Annotated in this window: 15 protein-coding genes and 1 pseudogene; 14 read left to right on the forward strand and 2 right to left on the reverse strand. The window is 70.0% G+C overall.

Annotated elements, in window-relative coordinates; all coding sequences use genetic code 11:
- The first annotated feature begins 257 nt into the window (after positions 1–257).
- From OG852_RS15395 to OG852_RS15445, 11 genes are all read left to right on the forward strand, one after another.
- On the forward strand, positions 258–482 hold the full coding sequence (locus tag OG852_RS15395) for a hypothetical protein (RefSeq protein WP_208117417.1): 225 nt from the start codon (positions 258–260) through the stop codon (positions 480–482).
- Positions 464–652, forward strand: coding sequence for a tautomerase family protein (locus tag OG852_RS15400; RefSeq protein WP_330348266.1), 189 nt, complete (start codon positions 464–466; stop codon positions 650–652). Before OG852_RS15395 ends, OG852_RS15400 begins: the two co-directional genes overlap by 19 nt.
- The gene (locus OG852_RS15405) at positions 649–1,221 is read left to right on the forward strand and encodes an amino acid synthesis family protein (RefSeq protein ID WP_133918136.1); all 573 of its coding nucleotides are present in this window, start codon (positions 649–651) and stop codon (positions 1,219–1,221) included. Before OG852_RS15400 ends, OG852_RS15405 begins: the two co-directional genes overlap by 4 nt.
- Positions 1,218–2,369 (forward strand): amidohydrolase family protein, encoded by a 1,152-nt coding sequence (locus OG852_RS15410; RefSeq protein WP_330348267.1) that lies wholly within the window; start codon positions 1,218–1,220, stop codon positions 2,367–2,369. Before OG852_RS15405 ends, OG852_RS15410 begins: the two co-directional genes overlap by 4 nt.
- Before the next feature lie 28 nt (positions 2,370–2,397).
- Positions 2,398–2,901 (forward strand): type II 3-dehydroquinate dehydratase, encoded by a 504-nt coding sequence (locus tag OG852_RS15415; protein WP_330348268.1) that lies wholly within the window; start codon positions 2,398–2,400, stop codon positions 2,899–2,901.
- Between the two features lie 14 nt (positions 2,902–2,915).
- The gene (locus OG852_RS15420) at positions 2,916–3,404 is read left to right on the forward strand and encodes a type II 3-dehydroquinate dehydratase (protein ID WP_330348269.1); all 489 of its coding nucleotides are present in this window, start codon (positions 2,916–2,918) and stop codon (positions 3,402–3,404) included.
- 100 nt (positions 3,405–3,504) lie between these two features.
- Positions 3,505–4,377: an FAD binding domain-containing protein gene (locus OG852_RS15425; protein ID WP_330348270.1), complete on the forward strand. Its 873-nt coding sequence runs from the start codon at positions 3,505–3,507 to the stop codon at positions 4,375–4,377.
- The gene (locus OG852_RS15430) at positions 4,374–4,847 is read left to right on the forward strand and encodes a (2Fe-2S)-binding protein (protein ID WP_330348271.1); all 474 of its coding nucleotides are present in this window, start codon (positions 4,374–4,376) and stop codon (positions 4,845–4,847) included. Before OG852_RS15425 ends, OG852_RS15430 begins: the two co-directional genes overlap by 4 nt.
- Positions 4,844–7,189, forward strand: a complete 2,346-nt coding sequence (locus OG852_RS15435) for a xanthine dehydrogenase family protein molybdopterin-binding subunit (RefSeq protein WP_330348272.1) — start codon at positions 4,844–4,846, stop codon at positions 7,187–7,189. Before OG852_RS15430 ends, OG852_RS15435 begins: the two co-directional genes overlap by 4 nt.
- Positions 7,186–7,314 (forward strand): hypothetical protein, encoded by a 129-nt coding sequence (locus OG852_RS15440; protein WP_330348273.1) that lies wholly within the window; start codon positions 7,186–7,188, stop codon positions 7,312–7,314. Before OG852_RS15435 ends, OG852_RS15440 begins: the two co-directional genes overlap by 4 nt.
- A 100-nt stretch (positions 7,315–7,414) precedes the next feature.
- On the forward strand, positions 7,415–8,566 hold the full coding sequence (locus tag OG852_RS15445) for an XdhC/CoxI family protein (protein ID WP_330348274.1): 1,152 nt from the start codon (positions 7,415–7,417) through the stop codon (positions 8,564–8,566).
- Here OG852_RS15445 and OG852_RS15450 read toward each other — a convergent pair.
- Positions 8,532–9,722, reverse strand: coding sequence for an ABC transporter substrate-binding protein (locus OG852_RS15450; RefSeq protein ID WP_330348275.1), 1,191 nt, complete (start codon positions 9,720–9,722; stop codon positions 8,532–8,534). The two genes, OG852_RS15445 and OG852_RS15450, sit on opposite strands and share 35 nt — an antisense overlap.
- 224 nt (positions 9,723–9,946) lie before the next feature.
- Positions 9,947–11,386: a gamma-aminobutyraldehyde dehydrogenase gene (locus tag OG852_RS15455; RefSeq protein ID WP_330348276.1), complete on the reverse strand. Its 1,440-nt coding sequence runs from the start codon at positions 11,384–11,386 to the stop codon at positions 9,947–9,949.
- 165 nt (positions 11,387–11,551) lie between these two features.
- On the opposite strand from OG852_RS15455, the gene OG852_RS15460 reads away from it, so the two are divergent.
- The 3 genes and pseudogenes from OG852_RS15460 to OG852_RS15470 form a co-directional block, all read left to right on the forward strand.
- Complete coding sequence (locus OG852_RS15460) at positions 11,552–12,076, forward strand: Lrp/AsnC family transcriptional regulator (RefSeq protein WP_133915881.1); 525 nt, start codon at positions 11,552–11,554, stop codon at positions 12,074–12,076.
- A gap of 2 nt (positions 12,077–12,078) precedes the next feature.
- Entirely contained in the window at positions 12,079–13,443 is a 1,365-nt protein-coding gene (locus tag OG852_RS15465) for an aspartate aminotransferase family protein (protein ID WP_133915880.1), read from the forward strand.
- A gap of 200 nt (positions 13,444–13,643) precedes the next feature.
- Positions 13,644–14,342 (forward strand): annotated as a pseudogene (locus tag OG852_RS15470) (ABC transporter ATP-binding protein); the annotation flags it as partial.
- Positions 14,343–14,604: the final 262 nt, after the last annotated feature.

The following is a 14,604-nucleotide window of genomic DNA, read 5'->3' on the forward strand; positions in this document are numbered from 1 at the left end:
CGAGATCAACAGTGCGCAGACGTCCTGACCGGCGTCCCGTGCAGTCGCGGGACCGCCGTCGGCGGATCTCGCGGTGATCTCGTCACCGCCGGCGGTTCGATCCGCCGGAGACGGTGCTGCTCGGGCGCGGTCCTGTCCCATTCGGTCGGGACATCGCCGTGGGTCGCGGGCTGGACCCTCGCCATCTTCTCCTGCGCGTTGGCCGTCCGCCCGCGATCGGTGCTCGTCGAACAGAACCCTACGAAAGGAGAAGCTCCATGCATTCCCGGGTGGCCGCGGTCACGGGCGGGTCGAGCGGACTCGGAGAGGCCGCGGAGCGACGCCTGGCCGCCGACGGATACGACGTCGCGACGAAGACCAGGGAGTTCGGCAACGGTGTGCGCGCGACGGTCGGCGGATCACCGTGGATCCGTCCGGTGGGCAAGCCGACCGCGACGGGTGCTCGTTCGGACGGGAGTGTGCTGTGCCGCTGGTGGATGTGACGTGGTACGAGGGGCGCTCGCACGAGCAGAAGGAGGAGCTCGCGCGCGCGATCTGCGAGGCCTTCGTGGAGATCGGCGACGCACGTCCGGACACGGTCCACGTGATCTTCCGAGACATAGACCCCGCGCAGTGGTTCAAGTCGGCAGGACTGTTGGAGGAAGAGCGATGACCCTGCGGATCCGCAAGATCCTGACCGTCCGGGAAGAGACCCGGTCCGAGGGCGGCCAGGACGCCGACCGACCTCTCGTCAAGGCGGCCGCGATCGCCGTGCTGAGCAACCCCTACGCCGGCCTGCCCTACTCCGACGGCCTCGCGGCCATCACCGACGACAACTACGAACTCGGGCACTTGTTGGCCTCCACCGCTGCCGAGACGCTCGGACTCGAGGTCGAGGGATACGGCAAGGCATCCCTCGTGGGCGTCAACGGTGAGATCGAGCACGGCGTCGCACACAAGATCGGCGAGTTCGGCCAGGGCGTCCGCGACGCGGTGGGCGGCGAGGCGTGGATCTCCTCGGTCAGCAAGCGCTGCGGCCCCGGCGTACAGATCGACGTCCCCCTTGCCTACAAGGACGAGATCTGGGTCCGCTCGCACTACGACGCCTTCACCCTCTTCGTCCCCGACGCACCGCTCGCGAACGAGGTGGCCGTCATCGTGGCCGTCTCCTCCCGCGGCCGGCTCAACGACCGCGTCGGCGGCATGACGGTCGAGGACGTGAAGAACCAGGAGACGTCATGAGCACCCTCGACATCATCAATCTCGCCGGCGCCGTCAGCGGCCGGCTCGGTGACCCGCTCATGGAGATCGAATCGGTCCGCTGCGTCGACGGGAAGATCGCGGCGCTCGGCGTCGACGGTGAAGCCGGCGACGCCGACGTCACCCTCGACGCCAACGGCGCGATCCTCACCCCGGGCCTCATCGACACCCATGTGCACGTCACCTTCGGCGACTGGACTCCCCGACAGCAGACCGTCGGCTGGATCGAGAGCTACCTGCACGGCGGCACGACCCTGATGATGTCGGCCTCCGAGATCCACGTCCCCGGGCGTCCCAGCGACCGCGCCGGCCTCAAGGGCCTCGCGATCGCAGCGCAGAGATCCTGGGAGAACATCCGTCCGGGCGGCGTCAAGGTGCTCGGGGGTTCGGTCATCATCAGCCCCTCCCTGAAGGAAGAGGACTTCGCGGAGCTCGCCGCCGAGCGCGTCGGCCTGGCGAAGGTGGGATTCGGTGCCTTCGAGAGCCAGTCGGAGGCAGCCCCGCTGGTACGCGCAGCCCAGGCCGCCGGGTTCATCGTCATGAACCACACAGGCGGCGCGTCCGTTCCCGGGTCCGCGGCCGTCTCGGTCGACGACGTCATCGCGCTCGGCTGCGACATCGTCGGCCATGCGAACGGCGGCACTACGTCCCTTCCCGACGAGCATCTCAAGGCCGTCTTCGAGGCGCCCGGAGCTCTCCAACTGGTTCAGGCCGGCAACCTGCGCTCCAGCCTGCTGATGCTCGAGATCGCCAAGGAGCGCGACGAGCTCGACCGCATCCTGATCGCCACCGACTCGCCCACCGGCACCGGCGTGATGCCGCTCGGCATGATCAAGACGGTCGCCGAGTTCTCCTCTCTCGGTGGCCTCAGCGCCACGGACGCCCTCGCGCTCGCCACCGGGAACGGCGGCCGGGTGCTTCGCCGCCGCGAGGGCATCATCGAGACCGGCCGCCCCGCCGACCTCGTACTCATGCAGCCTCCCAGCGGAGGCGTCGCCACCGACGCGCTCTCCGCCATCGAGCGCGGGGACATCCCCGGCATCGGCGGTGTCGTCATCGACGGCGAGGTCCGAGCGCTGCGTTCCCGCAACACCCCCGCCCCGGCCAGGCTCGCGACCCAACGGTCCTGACTCTTTCCCGATGCGCAAAGGACACGCCGTGGACCTGAAGACACTTCGTACGACCGACCAGCGGTGGGAGATCGCCCTCCTGAGCGGCCCCAACACCACCAGCCAATTCCAGCCTGCCGACGAGTTCGAGCGTGAGCTGCGGACGTGGGGTGACAGCCTCGGGATCGCGGTTCGGCACGTCCAGTCCAACCACGAGGGCAAGCTGCTCGAATACGTCCACGCGAACGCCGGCCAGGTCAACGGGTTCCTCGTGAACCCCGGCGGCCTGGTGCGCGTCGGCGAGTCCTTGCGGCACGTCCTCAAGGACGCCAGGAAACCCGCCATCGAGCTGCACCTGAGCCAGGAGGAGCTCCGAGGCGAATCGATCTTCGCCCCCAGCGTCACCGGAATCTTCGCCGGTCCCGGCCGGCACGCGGTCCTGGGAGCCCTGGTGGCCCTCTCCCTCGCGCTCGACGACCTCGACTTCCTCAACCCCGAGGGAACAAGCGAGATCAACCGCTACCACGGCAACCCACGCTCTCTCTACGGCTGACCCGGAGGCTTCAGATGACCAACACGGACACCGCAGACACCGCGGGCGCCGAGGACGGCAGGCGCCTCCGTTTCGCGCTGCTCAACGGCCTGAACATGACCAATCTCGGCCGACGCGACAGGAACATCTACGGGAGCATCGCCTCCCTCCAGGCGCTCGAAGACCTGGTCACCGGGGTCGGCGACGCCGTCGGTGTCGACGTGACCGCCTTCCACTCCAACCACGAAGGCGACCTCGTCGACTTCCTCGAGGCCAACCCGGACATGGACGGCTACATCATCAACCCCGGCGGGCTCTGGGCATTCGGCGACCCCACTCGCATCGCCCTGGAGGAGACCGGCAGGCCGTTCGTCGAGGTGCACTTCGCCAATATCTTCGCGACCGGGCACCTCTCCACGTTCACCCGGTCCTGCGACGCGACCGTCATGGGGCTGCGTCACCACGGCTACCTCGGAGCAGTCGTCGCGCTGGCCGCATCGGTCCGCGCAGCCGCCAGGAACTGACCACGGTTCCGCAACCCGTACACCCCGGATCGATATGCCGAACACTCAACGCCGAGACGCCCATGGTCCAGACGCAGGAGCCATGACAAGGAGGACGGAGATGTCCGAGCTCGACGTCGGCGGCTACAGGCGGCCCGACAACCTTTCCGAACTCCTGACCCTGCTGGACCGCCGCCCGGCGTCGGTGCTCGCCGGCGGCACCGACCTCGTCGTGATGCGTGCCGACGGGACGGTAGACCGCGCACACGACATCGTCGACATCAAGGGCGTCCCCGACCTGCGGGGGATCAGTCTCGACGCGGACGGCACGCTCACCATCGGCGCCGCCACCTCCTTGCGGGAGCTGGCCAAGACGACCGTCATACCGCCCAACGCGATCACCGACGGAGCCGCGCTCGTCGGCGGCTGGCAGACCCGCGCACGCGGAACGATCGGGGGCAACATCTGCCGGGCCTCACCGGCAGGCGACACCCTCCCCGGGGTACTGGCAGCAGACGCTCAACTGGAACTCGCCTCCACCACCGGGACACGACTGGTGCCAGGACACGACTTCTTCACCGGGCCGGGCCGGACGGTCCGCGAACCCGATGAGCTGCTCACACGGATCATCGTTCCCGCGTCCTTCGGCGCCTCCGCATATCTGCGGTTCACCTATCGTCTCGCGATGGACTTGGCCGTCGTCGGCGTGGCAGCCCATCTGGAGATCGAGAACGGACGCTGCGTCGCCGCCCGGGTGGCGCTCGGCGCCGCCGCGGCCACCCCTGTGCTGGCCCCCGACGCCGCCGACGCGCTCGTCGGGACGGAGCTGGACGAAGCCTCCGTCGAGGCCGCCGCCCAGCTGGTGCTCAACACCGCCACCCCCATCGACGACGGCCGGGGCTCACGTGCCCACCGGCGCACCGTGCTACCAGTGCTCGCCAAGCGCGCGATCGGCATCGCGCTCGAGCGGGCGCGAGGAGGACACCAACGATGACTGCACGCATGACCCTGCGCGTCAACGGCTCGGACCACGACATCGCGGTCGCGCCCGACACGCTGCTCCTGGACGCCCTCCGGTACGAATGCGGCCTCACCGGCGCGAAGCTCGGATGCGGCACCGGCGACTGCGGTGCGTGCACCGTCACCGTCGACGGCGAAGCGGTCAACAGCTGCCTCATGTACGTGCTGGAATGCGAAGGACACTCGGTGGAGACGGTCGAAGGCGTCACCGCGGGCGGGATCGGCGCCATCGTCGCCGAGGAGTTCGTGAAGGCCGACGCCGTCCAGTGCGGCTTCTGCAGCCCCGGAATCATCATGTCGACCTGCGCGCTGCTCGCCAGAACCGAACCAGGAGCGGCCACCGACGAGGACATCAAGGAAGCGCTCGCCGGCAATCTGTGCCGCTGCACCGGCTACCTGCCGATCCTGGACGCCGTCCGGCGAGCGAGCGGGGCACCGCGATGAGCGCAGAAGAGTCCGACCAGTACCTGAACGTCGGCACCCGGCTCATCCGCCGCGACGCGGCCGAGCGCCTCACCGGCCACACCGCCTACACCGAGGACATCCGCCTCCCGGGGATGCTCTACGGCGTCCTCGTGCAGTCGCCCGTCGCGGCCGGCCGGCTCCGCCGCATCGACGTCGACCGGGCAGCGGCACTCGACGGGGTCGTCAAGGTACTGACGGCCGAGGACGTGACGGACCGCCGCTACGGGAACTACGTCAAGGACCAGCCGATCTTCGCCCGTGACCGGGTCAGGTTCGTCGGCGAACCCGTCGCGCTGGTCGCGGCCACCTCCCTGGCCGTCGCCCGCCGAGCGGCAGGCCTGGTCGAGGTCGACATCGAGGCGACCACACCCGTCGTCGACCTCCGAGAGGCACTGACGAGCACCGAGGTGCTGGTGCACGACCGAGACACGAACGTCATCGAGGACGTCCACATCTCGCGAGGCGACGTCGACGCCGTCTTCCATACGGCACACGCCGTGGTGCACACCGAGATCGAGTCGCACCGGGCACACCAGGCCTACCTGGAACCACGAGCCGTGACCGCCGCGCCCGCACCCGGCGGGTTCTCGCTGATCATGAGCACCCAACAGCCGTTCGGGGTACGCGCCCAGCTCGCCGAGCTGTTCGACCTCCCCACCGGCGCCATCGAGGTGCGGGTGCCCGCCATCGGCGGCGGCTTCGGCGGCAAGCTGCACCTGCTGTTCGCACCCCAGGCAACCGCGATGACCCTGGCCACCGGTCGCCCCGTCCAGATCGTCTGCTCCCGCGCGGAGGACATGGCGACCGGCAACCCGCGCGAGAACTCGATCGTGCGCATGTCCAGCGCGGTCGACGAATCGGGCCGCATCCTGGCCCGCAGGTGCGACGTCGTGCTCGACGCCGGCGCGTACGCGATGGACACCCCCGTCCTGACCTCGATGGCCGCGTTCTACGCGACCGGCCCCTACCGCATCGACACCCTCGACATCCGAGGACGTGCGGTCTACACCAACACCTGTCCCACCGGCTCGTTCCGCGGCCCGTCCGGCCCGCAGATGGTCTACGCCGCCGAGGCCCAGATCGAGGACATCGCCCAACAACTCGGGCTCGACCCCGCAGAGGTCCGACGACGCAACTTCATCGGCGAAGGCGACCGCGGCCCCACCGGCGAGCTCATCACCCTCCGCGGGACGACCGAGGAGTGCATGCGGGTCGTCGAGAGCCGCCTCCAGCGATGGCGGCAGGCCGACGTCGCCCCGGGCGACCACCGGCGACGCGGCTACGGGCTCGCCTGCGCATGGTGGTCCACCCTCGGCACGCCGTCGGCCGCGGCCGTCGAACTGCACGAGGACGGCACCGCGACGCTCTCCTCGGGCGGAACCGAGATCGGGACCGGCGCCATCTCGACCGCCTTGCCGAGCATGGTCGCCGAAGAGCTCGGACTGCGGCTCGACCGCGTCATCCTGAAGTCCGGCGGCACCCGGGACTCACCCTACGACTCAGGCTCCCGTGGCAGCCGCACCATGTTCGCCACCGGCAACGCCACGGTCCTCGCCGCTCGCGCCGTCGCCGAGCAGATCAGGAACGAAGCGTCACGGCTGCTCGAGGTCGACCCTGCCGACCTGGTGCTCCGCGAAGGGCGTGTCGAGGTCAAGGGCGCCCCGGAGACCGGCATGACCATCGCCGAAGTGTCCGCATCCGCTCACCTGCATTCCGGCCCGGTGGTCGCGACCGGTCGATACCGAGCAGAGCTCGCCCCCGTCGAAGGCTCCGACCTGCAGGGCGCCCGCTTCCTCAGACTGGGTGAGCCCACCTTCCACTGCCACGGCGTGGAGATCGCCCTGGACGAGGAGACCGGACGCGTCGACGTCCTCAACTTCGTCGCCGTCCATGACGTCGGCAGGGTCGTCAACCCCGTCGGCGCACGCGGACAGGTCGAGGGAGGCGTTGTGCAGGGCATCGGCTACGCCCTGACGGAGAACCTCCGGACAAACGACGCGGGCGTCATCGTCAACGGCAACCTCCACGACTACCGGCTTCCGACCATCGCCGACGTACCGCCGAACATCGAGACCGTCTTCATCGAGACCAACCACTCGCACACCGGACCGTTCGGAGCCAAGGGCCTGGGCGAGCCGCCGGTGATCCTCCCGGCGGCGGCCATCGGATCGGCGCTCCGTGACCTCCTCGGAGTACAGCCGTACCACCTTCCCCTGGATGCGGACCGGGTTGTCCTCACGATGGCCGAGCGGGGCTCTCGTCCGGCGCCGGGGTCGCCTCCGTCGACAGCGCGCCCACCGAAACCGGAGGTCGGGGGGTGAAGTGGTTCCAGAGCCTGGTGCGCTTCCTCAGCGGCGCCTTCGACGGCGTCACCAAGGCATGGAGCAAGGGCGACCCCTCGTCGCCGCCGGAGCCGCCGTCGCCGCCGGTCACGCCCCCGTGGTGAGACACCTGACGCCGGGTGCCCATCCAAGCTCAGCCGGCCACCGTCACCGCGACGGCCGGATCGTCGGAGCCCGCCCCTCACCTCCACGGAGACAGGCCCCATGCTGAACATCGCGCGGACACTGCTCTGCTGGTTGCGCGACACACGCCCCTTCGCCCTGGCCACCGTCGTCGACGTCCGCGGCAGCGCACCCCTGCCCATCGGCACAGCCGTAGCGGTGAACGCGGACGGCGACGCGGTCGGCAGCGTCTCCGGCGGCTGCGTCGAGGGCGCGGTCTACGACATGTGCCGGCAAGTGCTTCGCGAGGGGGGCACCCCTCACCGTGCCCGGTTCGGGTATTCCGACGACGACGCCTTCGCGGTGGGCCTGACGTGCGGCGGCGAACTCGATGTCCTCGTCCAGGCTGTCGATCCCGCGGCGCAGTCGCACATCGGCGCGGCCCTCGACGAGGTTGTGCAGGGCCTGCCCGTCGCCGTGGCCCAGGTCGTGGACGGGCCGGCCGATCTCCTCGGGGCGACACTCGGCGTTCTCGGGGACGGCCAGGTCATCTCCGGGACGCTGGACAACGGCCCGGTGGACACCGTGGTGGTGGACGAGGCCCTTGCCCTGCTGCGCGCGGGGCGCACCGCCCGCGTCACGCTGGGCGGGACCGGACAGGGCTGCCCAGGGCCACTGTCCGTCCTCGTGCATGTCCACGCGTCCCGCCCGCGCATGCTGGTTTTCGGCGCCGTGGACTTCGCCGCCGCTCTCAGCCAGGCCGGGGCCTTCCTGGGCTACCGGGTCACGGTGTGCGACGCCCGGCCCGTCTTCGCCACCGCGGCGCGCTTTCCGTACGCGGACGAGGTCGTGGCCGACTGGCCCCACCGCTACCTGGAACGCACCGAGGTGGACGCGCGTACCGCCGTGTGCGTCCTCACTCACGACGCGAAGTTCGACGTTCCCCTGCTGCGTCTGGCGCTGGCCCTGCCCGTCGGCTACATCGGCGCCATGGGATCCAGGCGTACCCACGACGAACGCCTGCGCCTGCTGCGGGAAGAAGGCGTGAGCGAAGAACAGCTGGCCCGGCTGTGCTCCCCGATCGGCCTGGACCTCGGTGCGCGCACACCCGAGGAGACGGCGGTGTCCATCACAGCGGAGATCATCGCCCGGATCGGCGGGGGCACGGGCCTGCCCCTGTCCCGGGGCACGGGCCCGATCCACCACACCGCGCCGCTGGTCACAGGCCCGCGATCACGTTCCAGCGCCGGGTGAACTCCAGCCGTTCCGTGGAGGTGATGTCGCGGGCGACGGCGAGGCGGGCGCGCATCCGGTCGTCGGGGAAGATCAGCGGATTGTCGGCGAGGGCGGCGGTCTCCTCGTCGTCGGAGTCGGCGAGGACCGCCTGGGCGGCGGGGACGGGACAGACGTAGTTGACCCAGGCCGCGAGTTCGGCGGCGGCCTCGGGCTCGTAGTAGTAGTCGACGAGCCGCTCCGCGTTGGCCTTGTGGCGGGCGAGGTCGGGGATCATCAGGGAGTCCGACCACAGCTCCCCGCCCTCCTCGGGGACGACGAAGCGGATGTCGGGGTTGTCCGCCTGGAGCTGGATGACGTCCCCCGAGTACGCCTGGCAGGCCAGGACGTCCCCGCCGACCAGGTCCTTGGTGTAGTCGTTGCCGGTGAAGCGGCGGATCTGTCCGCTCCTGACCTGCTTCGACACCTGGTCGCACACGGTGTGGAAGTCGTCCGCCGTCCACCGTGTGATGTCCACGCCGTTGCCCTGCATCAGCAGCGCGAACGCCTCGTCCAGCCCCGAGAGCAGGGTGACCCGGCCCTTGAGATCGCTCGCCCACAGGTCGGCCACGCCGCGGATCTCGCGGCCCAGCTCGCGCCGGTTGTAGGCGATGCCGGTGATGCCCGACTGGTAGGGCACGGTGTACCTGCGGCCGGGGTCGAAGGCGGGGGAACGCAGCAGCGGGTCCAGATACTCGGCCACATGCGGCTGACGGTCCCGGTCCATCTCCTGGACCCAGCCCAGCCGTACGAAACGCGCGCACATCCAGTCACTGATGACGATCAGGTCCCGGCCGGTCTCCTGGTGGTTCATCAGCGAGGGGCTGATCTTGCCGAAGAACTCGTCGTTGTCGTTGATCTCCTCGACGTAGTCGACGGATGTCCCGGTGCGTTCGGTGAAGGCGTCCAGCGTCGGGCGGCGCGTCGGGTCGTCGTCGTCCGTGTCGATGTACAACGGCCAGTTGGCCCAGGTCAGCCGTTTGTCGGCGGCCGAGGCATCAGGTGCGGCCCGGTCACCGGGCTGCACATAGGCGGCCTGCACCCCACACCCGGCGAGAGCGCCGACGGCGGCGGTGGAGCCGAGGCCCCGGAGAAGCGTGCGGCGGGAGAGCGGGGATGTCCTCGGTGTGAGCGCCATGGCCGCAGCATGTCGCCCGGGGCTGTGGACGGACAATGGACAAGGCGTCCGTTCCGCTCCGCGCCGCTCGACGCAGCGTCGATTCCGGGGGGAACCGGGTCCCGGCCGTCACCGCGGCCGGGACAGGCGGCAGGGGAACACCGCGGCCCCGGACGGGAGTCGGTCCCGGCCGGGGCCGCGCGGCGCGTCGTAGAGGACGGAGAGGACGGAGAGGACGGTCTGGACTACGCGTCCAGGGACGTCATCACGTGCTTGATGCGCGTGTAGTCGTCGAAGCCGTACCCCGAGAGGTCCTTGCCGTAGCCGGACTTCTTGAAGCCGCCGTGCGGCATCTCCGCGACCAGCGGGATGTGGGTGTTGATCCACACGCAGCCGAAGTCGAGCTTCTTCGACATCCGCATCGCGCGCCCGTGGTCCTTGGTCCACACCGAGGAGGCGAGGGCGTACTCGACGCCGTTGGCCCACCGCACCGCCTGCTCCTCGTCCGAGAAGGACTGGACGGTGATGACCGGGCCGAAGACCTCCTTCTGGATGATCTCGTCGTCCTGCTTCAGCCCGGAGACGACGGTCGGCGCGTAGAAGTAGCCCTTGTCGCCGACCTGGTGGCCGCCGGCCTCGACCTTGGCGTGCGCGGGCAGCCGCTCGATGAAGCCGGAGACCTGCCGGAGCTGGTTGGGGTTGTTCAGGGGGCCGTACAGGACGTCCTCGTCGTCCGGCTGCCCGGTCTTCGTCTCGGCCGCTGCCTTGGCGAGCGCCGCGACGAACTCGTCGTGGATCGACTCCTGGACGAGGACGCGGGTGGCCGCCGTACAGTCCTGGCCGGCGTTGAAGAAGCCCGCCACCGAGATGTCCTCGACGGCCTTCGGGATGTCGGTGTCCTCGAAGACGACGACCGGCGCCTTGCCGCCCAGCTCCAGGTGGACGCGCTTGACGTCCTTGGCCGCGGACTCGGCGACGGACATGCCCGCGCGCACCGAGCCGGTGATGGAGGCCATCGCCGGGGTGGGGTGCTCGACCATCAGCCGGCCGGTGTCACGGTCGCCGGTGACGACGTTGAAGACGCCCTTGGGCAGGATCGAGCCGAGGATCTCGGCGATCAGCACGGTGGAGGCGGGGGTGGTGTCCGAGGGCTTCAGGACGACCGTGTTGCCGGCCGCGATCGCCGGGGCGAACTTCCACACGGCCATCATCATCGGGTAGTTCCACGGCGCGACCTGCGCGCAGACGCCGACCGGCTCACGGCGGACGATGGACGTCATCCCGTCCATGTACTCGCCCGCGCTGCGCCCCTCCAGCATCCGGGCCGCCCCCGCGAAGAAGCGGATCTGGTCGACCATCGGCGGGATCTCCTCGGAGCGGGTCAGCCCGACCGGCTTGCCCGTGTTCTCCACCTCGGCCGCGATGAGTTCCTCGGCGCGCTCCTCGAAGGCGTCCGCGATCTTCAGCAGGGCCTTCTGCCGCTCGGCCGGGGTGGTGTCCCGCCAGCCCGGGAAGGCCGCGGCGGCGGCCGCCATCGCGGCGTCCACGTCCGCCGCACCGGACAGCGGCGCGGTCGCGTACGCCTCGCCCGTCGCGGGGTTGACCACCTCGGTGGTCCGTCCGTCGGCGGCGTCCCGGAACTCACCGTCGATGTAGTTGCGCAGACGACGCAGCTCGGTGCTCACTGCCGGCCCTCCAAGTCCAGGTGTCCATTCACTGAGACACCCACATTAGTCCGCAGGCCCACGTTTTCAACACCCCCGCTCGGGTCAAGGCTGCGGAATCCGCAGATCTCGATGACGTAAACAACGAATTTCATCGCCTCGGCCTTGCGGAACTGTCGAGACGTCGTGCACAGTGAGGCCGTGGCCAGTCGAAGCGCAGAGCACAGGGACGGCGGGAACTCCCGTGAGTCCAGGAACGGCACCCCCCATCTGGATGCCGTCAGCCTCGCCATCATCGAGCAGCTGCAGCAGGACGGCCGCCGGCCGTACGCCGCGATCGGCAAGGCCGTCGGCCTGTCCGAGGCGGCCGTGCGCCAGCGCGTGCAGAAGCTGCTCGACCAGGGCGTGATGCAGATCGTCGCCGTCACGGACCCGCTCACCGTGGGTTTCCGGCGTCAGGCGATGGTCGGGCTGCACGTCGAGGGCGATGTGGAGTCGATAGCCGAGGCGCTCACCGACATGCCCGAGGTCGAGTACGTGGTGATGACCGCGGGCTCGTTCGACATCCTCGCCGAGATCGTCTGCGAGGACGACGACCACCTGCTGGACGTCATCAACAAACGCATCCGTGCCCTGCCCGGCGTGCGCTCCACCGAGAGCTTCGTCTACCTGAAGCTGAAGAAGCAGACCTACATGTGGGGAACCCGATAACCGTGACCGAGAAGGACCTCAGCCGCACCGCGTACGACCACTTGTGGATGCACTTCACCCGCATGTCCTCGTACGAGAACTCGCCCGTGCCGACCATCGTCCGGGGCGAGGGCACCCACATCTACGACGACAAGGGCAAGCGCTACCTGGACGGCCTCGCCGGCCTGTTCGTGGTCCAGGCCGGCCACGGCCGCACGGAGCTGGCCGAGACCGCCTTCAAGCAGGCGCAGGAGCTGGCGTTCTTCCCGGTGTGGTCCTACGCCCACCCCAAGGCCGTCGAGCTGGCGGAGCGCCTCGCCGACCACGCGCCGGGCGACCTCAACAAGGTCTTCTTCACCACGGGCGGCGGCGAGGCCGTCGAGACCGCCTGGAAGCTGGCCAAGCAGTACTTCAAGCTCACCGGCAAGCCGACCAAGCACAAGGTCATCTCCCGCGCGGTCGCCTACCACGGCACCCCGCAGGGCGCCCTGTCCATCACCGGCCTGCCGGCCCTGAAGGCCCCCTTCGAGCCGCTCGTGCCCGGCGCCCACAAGGTGCCGAACACCAACATCTACCGCGCCCCGATCTTCGGCGACGACCCCGAGGCCTTCGGCCGCTGGGCCGCCGACCAGATCGAGCAGCAGATCCTCTTCGAGGGCCCGGACACGGTCGCCGCGGTCTTCCTGGAGCCGGTCCAGAACGCGGGCGGCTGCTTCCCGCCCCCGCCCGGCTACTTCCAGCGGGTCCGCGAGATCTGCGACCAGTACGACGTCCTGCTCGTCTCCGACGAGGTCATCTGCGCCTTCGGCCGGCTCGGCACGATGTTCGCCTGCGACAAGTTCGGCTACGTCCCGGACATGATCACCTGCGCCAAGGGCATGACGTCCGGCTACTCCCCCATCGGCGCGTGCATCGTCTCCGACCGGCTCGCCGAGCCGTTCTACAAGGGGGACAACACCTTCCTGCACGGCTACACCTTCGGCGGCCACCCGGTGTCGGCGGCGGTGGGCCTCGCCAACCTCGACCTGTTCGAGCGCGAGGGGCTGAACCAGCACGTCCTCGACAACGAGTCCGCGTTCCGCGCGACGCTGGAGAAGCTGCACGACCTGCCGATCGTCGGCGACGTCCGCGGCAACGGCTTCTTCTACGGCATCGAGCTCGTCAAGGACAAGGCGACCAAGGAGTCCTTCGACGCGGACGAGACCGAGCGCGTCCTGTACGGCTTCCTCTCGAAGGCCCTCTTCGACAACGGCCTGTACTGCCGTGCCGACGACCGCGGCGACCCGGTCGTCCAGCTCGCCCCGCCGCTGATCTCCAACCAGGAGACCTTCGACGAGATCGAGCAGATCCTGCGCGCCACGCTGACGGAGGCGTGGACGAAGCTGTGATCTTCCGCTGAGGTGATCAGCACCGGCCCCGGTGCCTGCCGTTCGAGTGAGAAACGGCGGCCCGGGGCCGTGTGCTGTACCGATGCCCGCCGCCGCCTCCTTAGCGTGCTCGTGACCGATCGGCCCTGCCTTCGTTCCCCCTTCGTTCCTCCGGACGGGGGACAGGCGCGGAATACGGATCTGAACCGAGGTGTACGCCCATGGAGGCCCCGCCGGACAACGACGTGCTCTGGGCACGCTCGCTGCACTTCACGCACCGCGACGGGTCACCGGCGCTCGGCGGGGTCTCGCTGGGCGTGCGGGAGGGCGAGATCTTCGCCGTCAGCGGGCCGCGCGGCAGCGGCAAGACGACCCTGCTGCACTGTCTGTCCGGCCTGGTGCCCGCCCAGCGCGGCGAGGTCTGGTTCAACAGCGTCCCGGTCCACACCATGGGCCCGATGGCCCGCGAACGGCTCCGCCGCGACCGCTTCGGCTGGATCGACCCGGCGCCGGTCCTCGTCCCCGAGCTGAACGTCTGGGAGAACGCGGCCCTGCCCCTGATGCTGCGCGGCACCAGCCGTCGCCGTGCGAAGGCCGTCGCGCTGGAGTGGCTGGACCGTCTGGACGTCGGCGACCGCGCCCGCGCCCGTCCGCACCAACTGACCCAGGCGGAACGCCAGCGCGTCTGCATCACCCGCGCCCTCGCCCCGGCCCCCTCCATCCTCTTCGCCGACGAACCGACGGCCCCGCTCCACCGGGCCGACCGCGCGCAGGTGCTGCGCACCCTCACCACCGCGGCCCGCTCCCACGGCATCACGGTCGTCCTCGCCACCCACGACCAGGAAACCGCCGCCCTGGCCGACCGCCGCGTCACCCTCCTGGACGGCCGCCAGGTCACCACCCTCCACCTCCCCCCACTCCCCACGGACCCGAAGAGCCCCGAAAAAGGAAAGAAGAGAAGAGAGACGGAAACCGCGGGCCGCTCGGCGCCCCGCGCACACACGGAGGCCGTGACCCAGCCAGGAGCCCCCGCCCGTCCGCAGGCCACCGCCCGTCCGCAAGCCACCGCCCGGACACAGGCCACCGGCCGGACGCAGGGTGCCGACCATGCGCAGGCCACCGACCAGGCGCAAGCCGGTGGAGCAGCGGAGGCCGTTCGCCGGGCGGAGCCCCGTGAACAGG

It is taken from the genome of Streptomyces sp. NBC_00582, assembly GCF_036345155.1.
In the GTDB taxonomy this organism is placed as follows: domain Bacteria; phylum Actinomycetota; class Actinomycetes; order Streptomycetales; family Streptomycetaceae; genus Streptomyces.

Bases quoted from the DNA above. Each gene is read 5' to 3' on its own strand.
- OG852_RS15395 (WP_208117417.1), top strand. From the start codon at position 258: ATGCATTCCCGGGTGGCCGCGGTCACGGGCGGGTCGAGCGGACTCGGA.
- OG852_RS15405 (WP_133918136.1), top strand. From the start codon at position 649: ATGACCCTGCGGATCCGCAAGATCCTGACCGTCCGGGAAGAGACCCGG.
- OG852_RS15425 (WP_330348270.1), top strand. From the start codon at position 3,505: ATGTCCGAGCTCGACGTCGGCGGCTACAGGCGGCCCGACAACCTTTCC.
- OG852_RS15450 (WP_330348275.1), bottom strand. From the start codon at position 9,722: ATGGCGCTCACACCGAGGACATCCCCGCTCTCCCGCCGCACGCTTCTC.
- OG852_RS15420 (WP_330348269.1), top strand. From the start codon at position 2,916: ATGACCAACACGGACACCGCAGACACCGCGGGCGCCGAGGACGGCAGG.
- OG852_RS15410 (WP_330348267.1), top strand. From the start codon at position 1,218: ATGAGCACCCTCGACATCATCAATCTCGCCGGCGCCGTCAGCGGCCGG.
- OG852_RS15445 (WP_330348274.1), top strand. From the start codon at position 7,415: ATGCTGAACATCGCGCGGACACTGCTCTGCTGGTTGCGCGACACACGC.
- OG852_RS15435 (WP_330348272.1), top strand. From the start codon at position 4,844: ATGAGCGCAGAAGAGTCCGACCAGTACCTGAACGTCGGCACCCGGCTC.
- OG852_RS15430 (WP_330348271.1), top strand. From the start codon at position 4,374: ATGACTGCACGCATGACCCTGCGCGTCAACGGCTCGGACCACGACATC.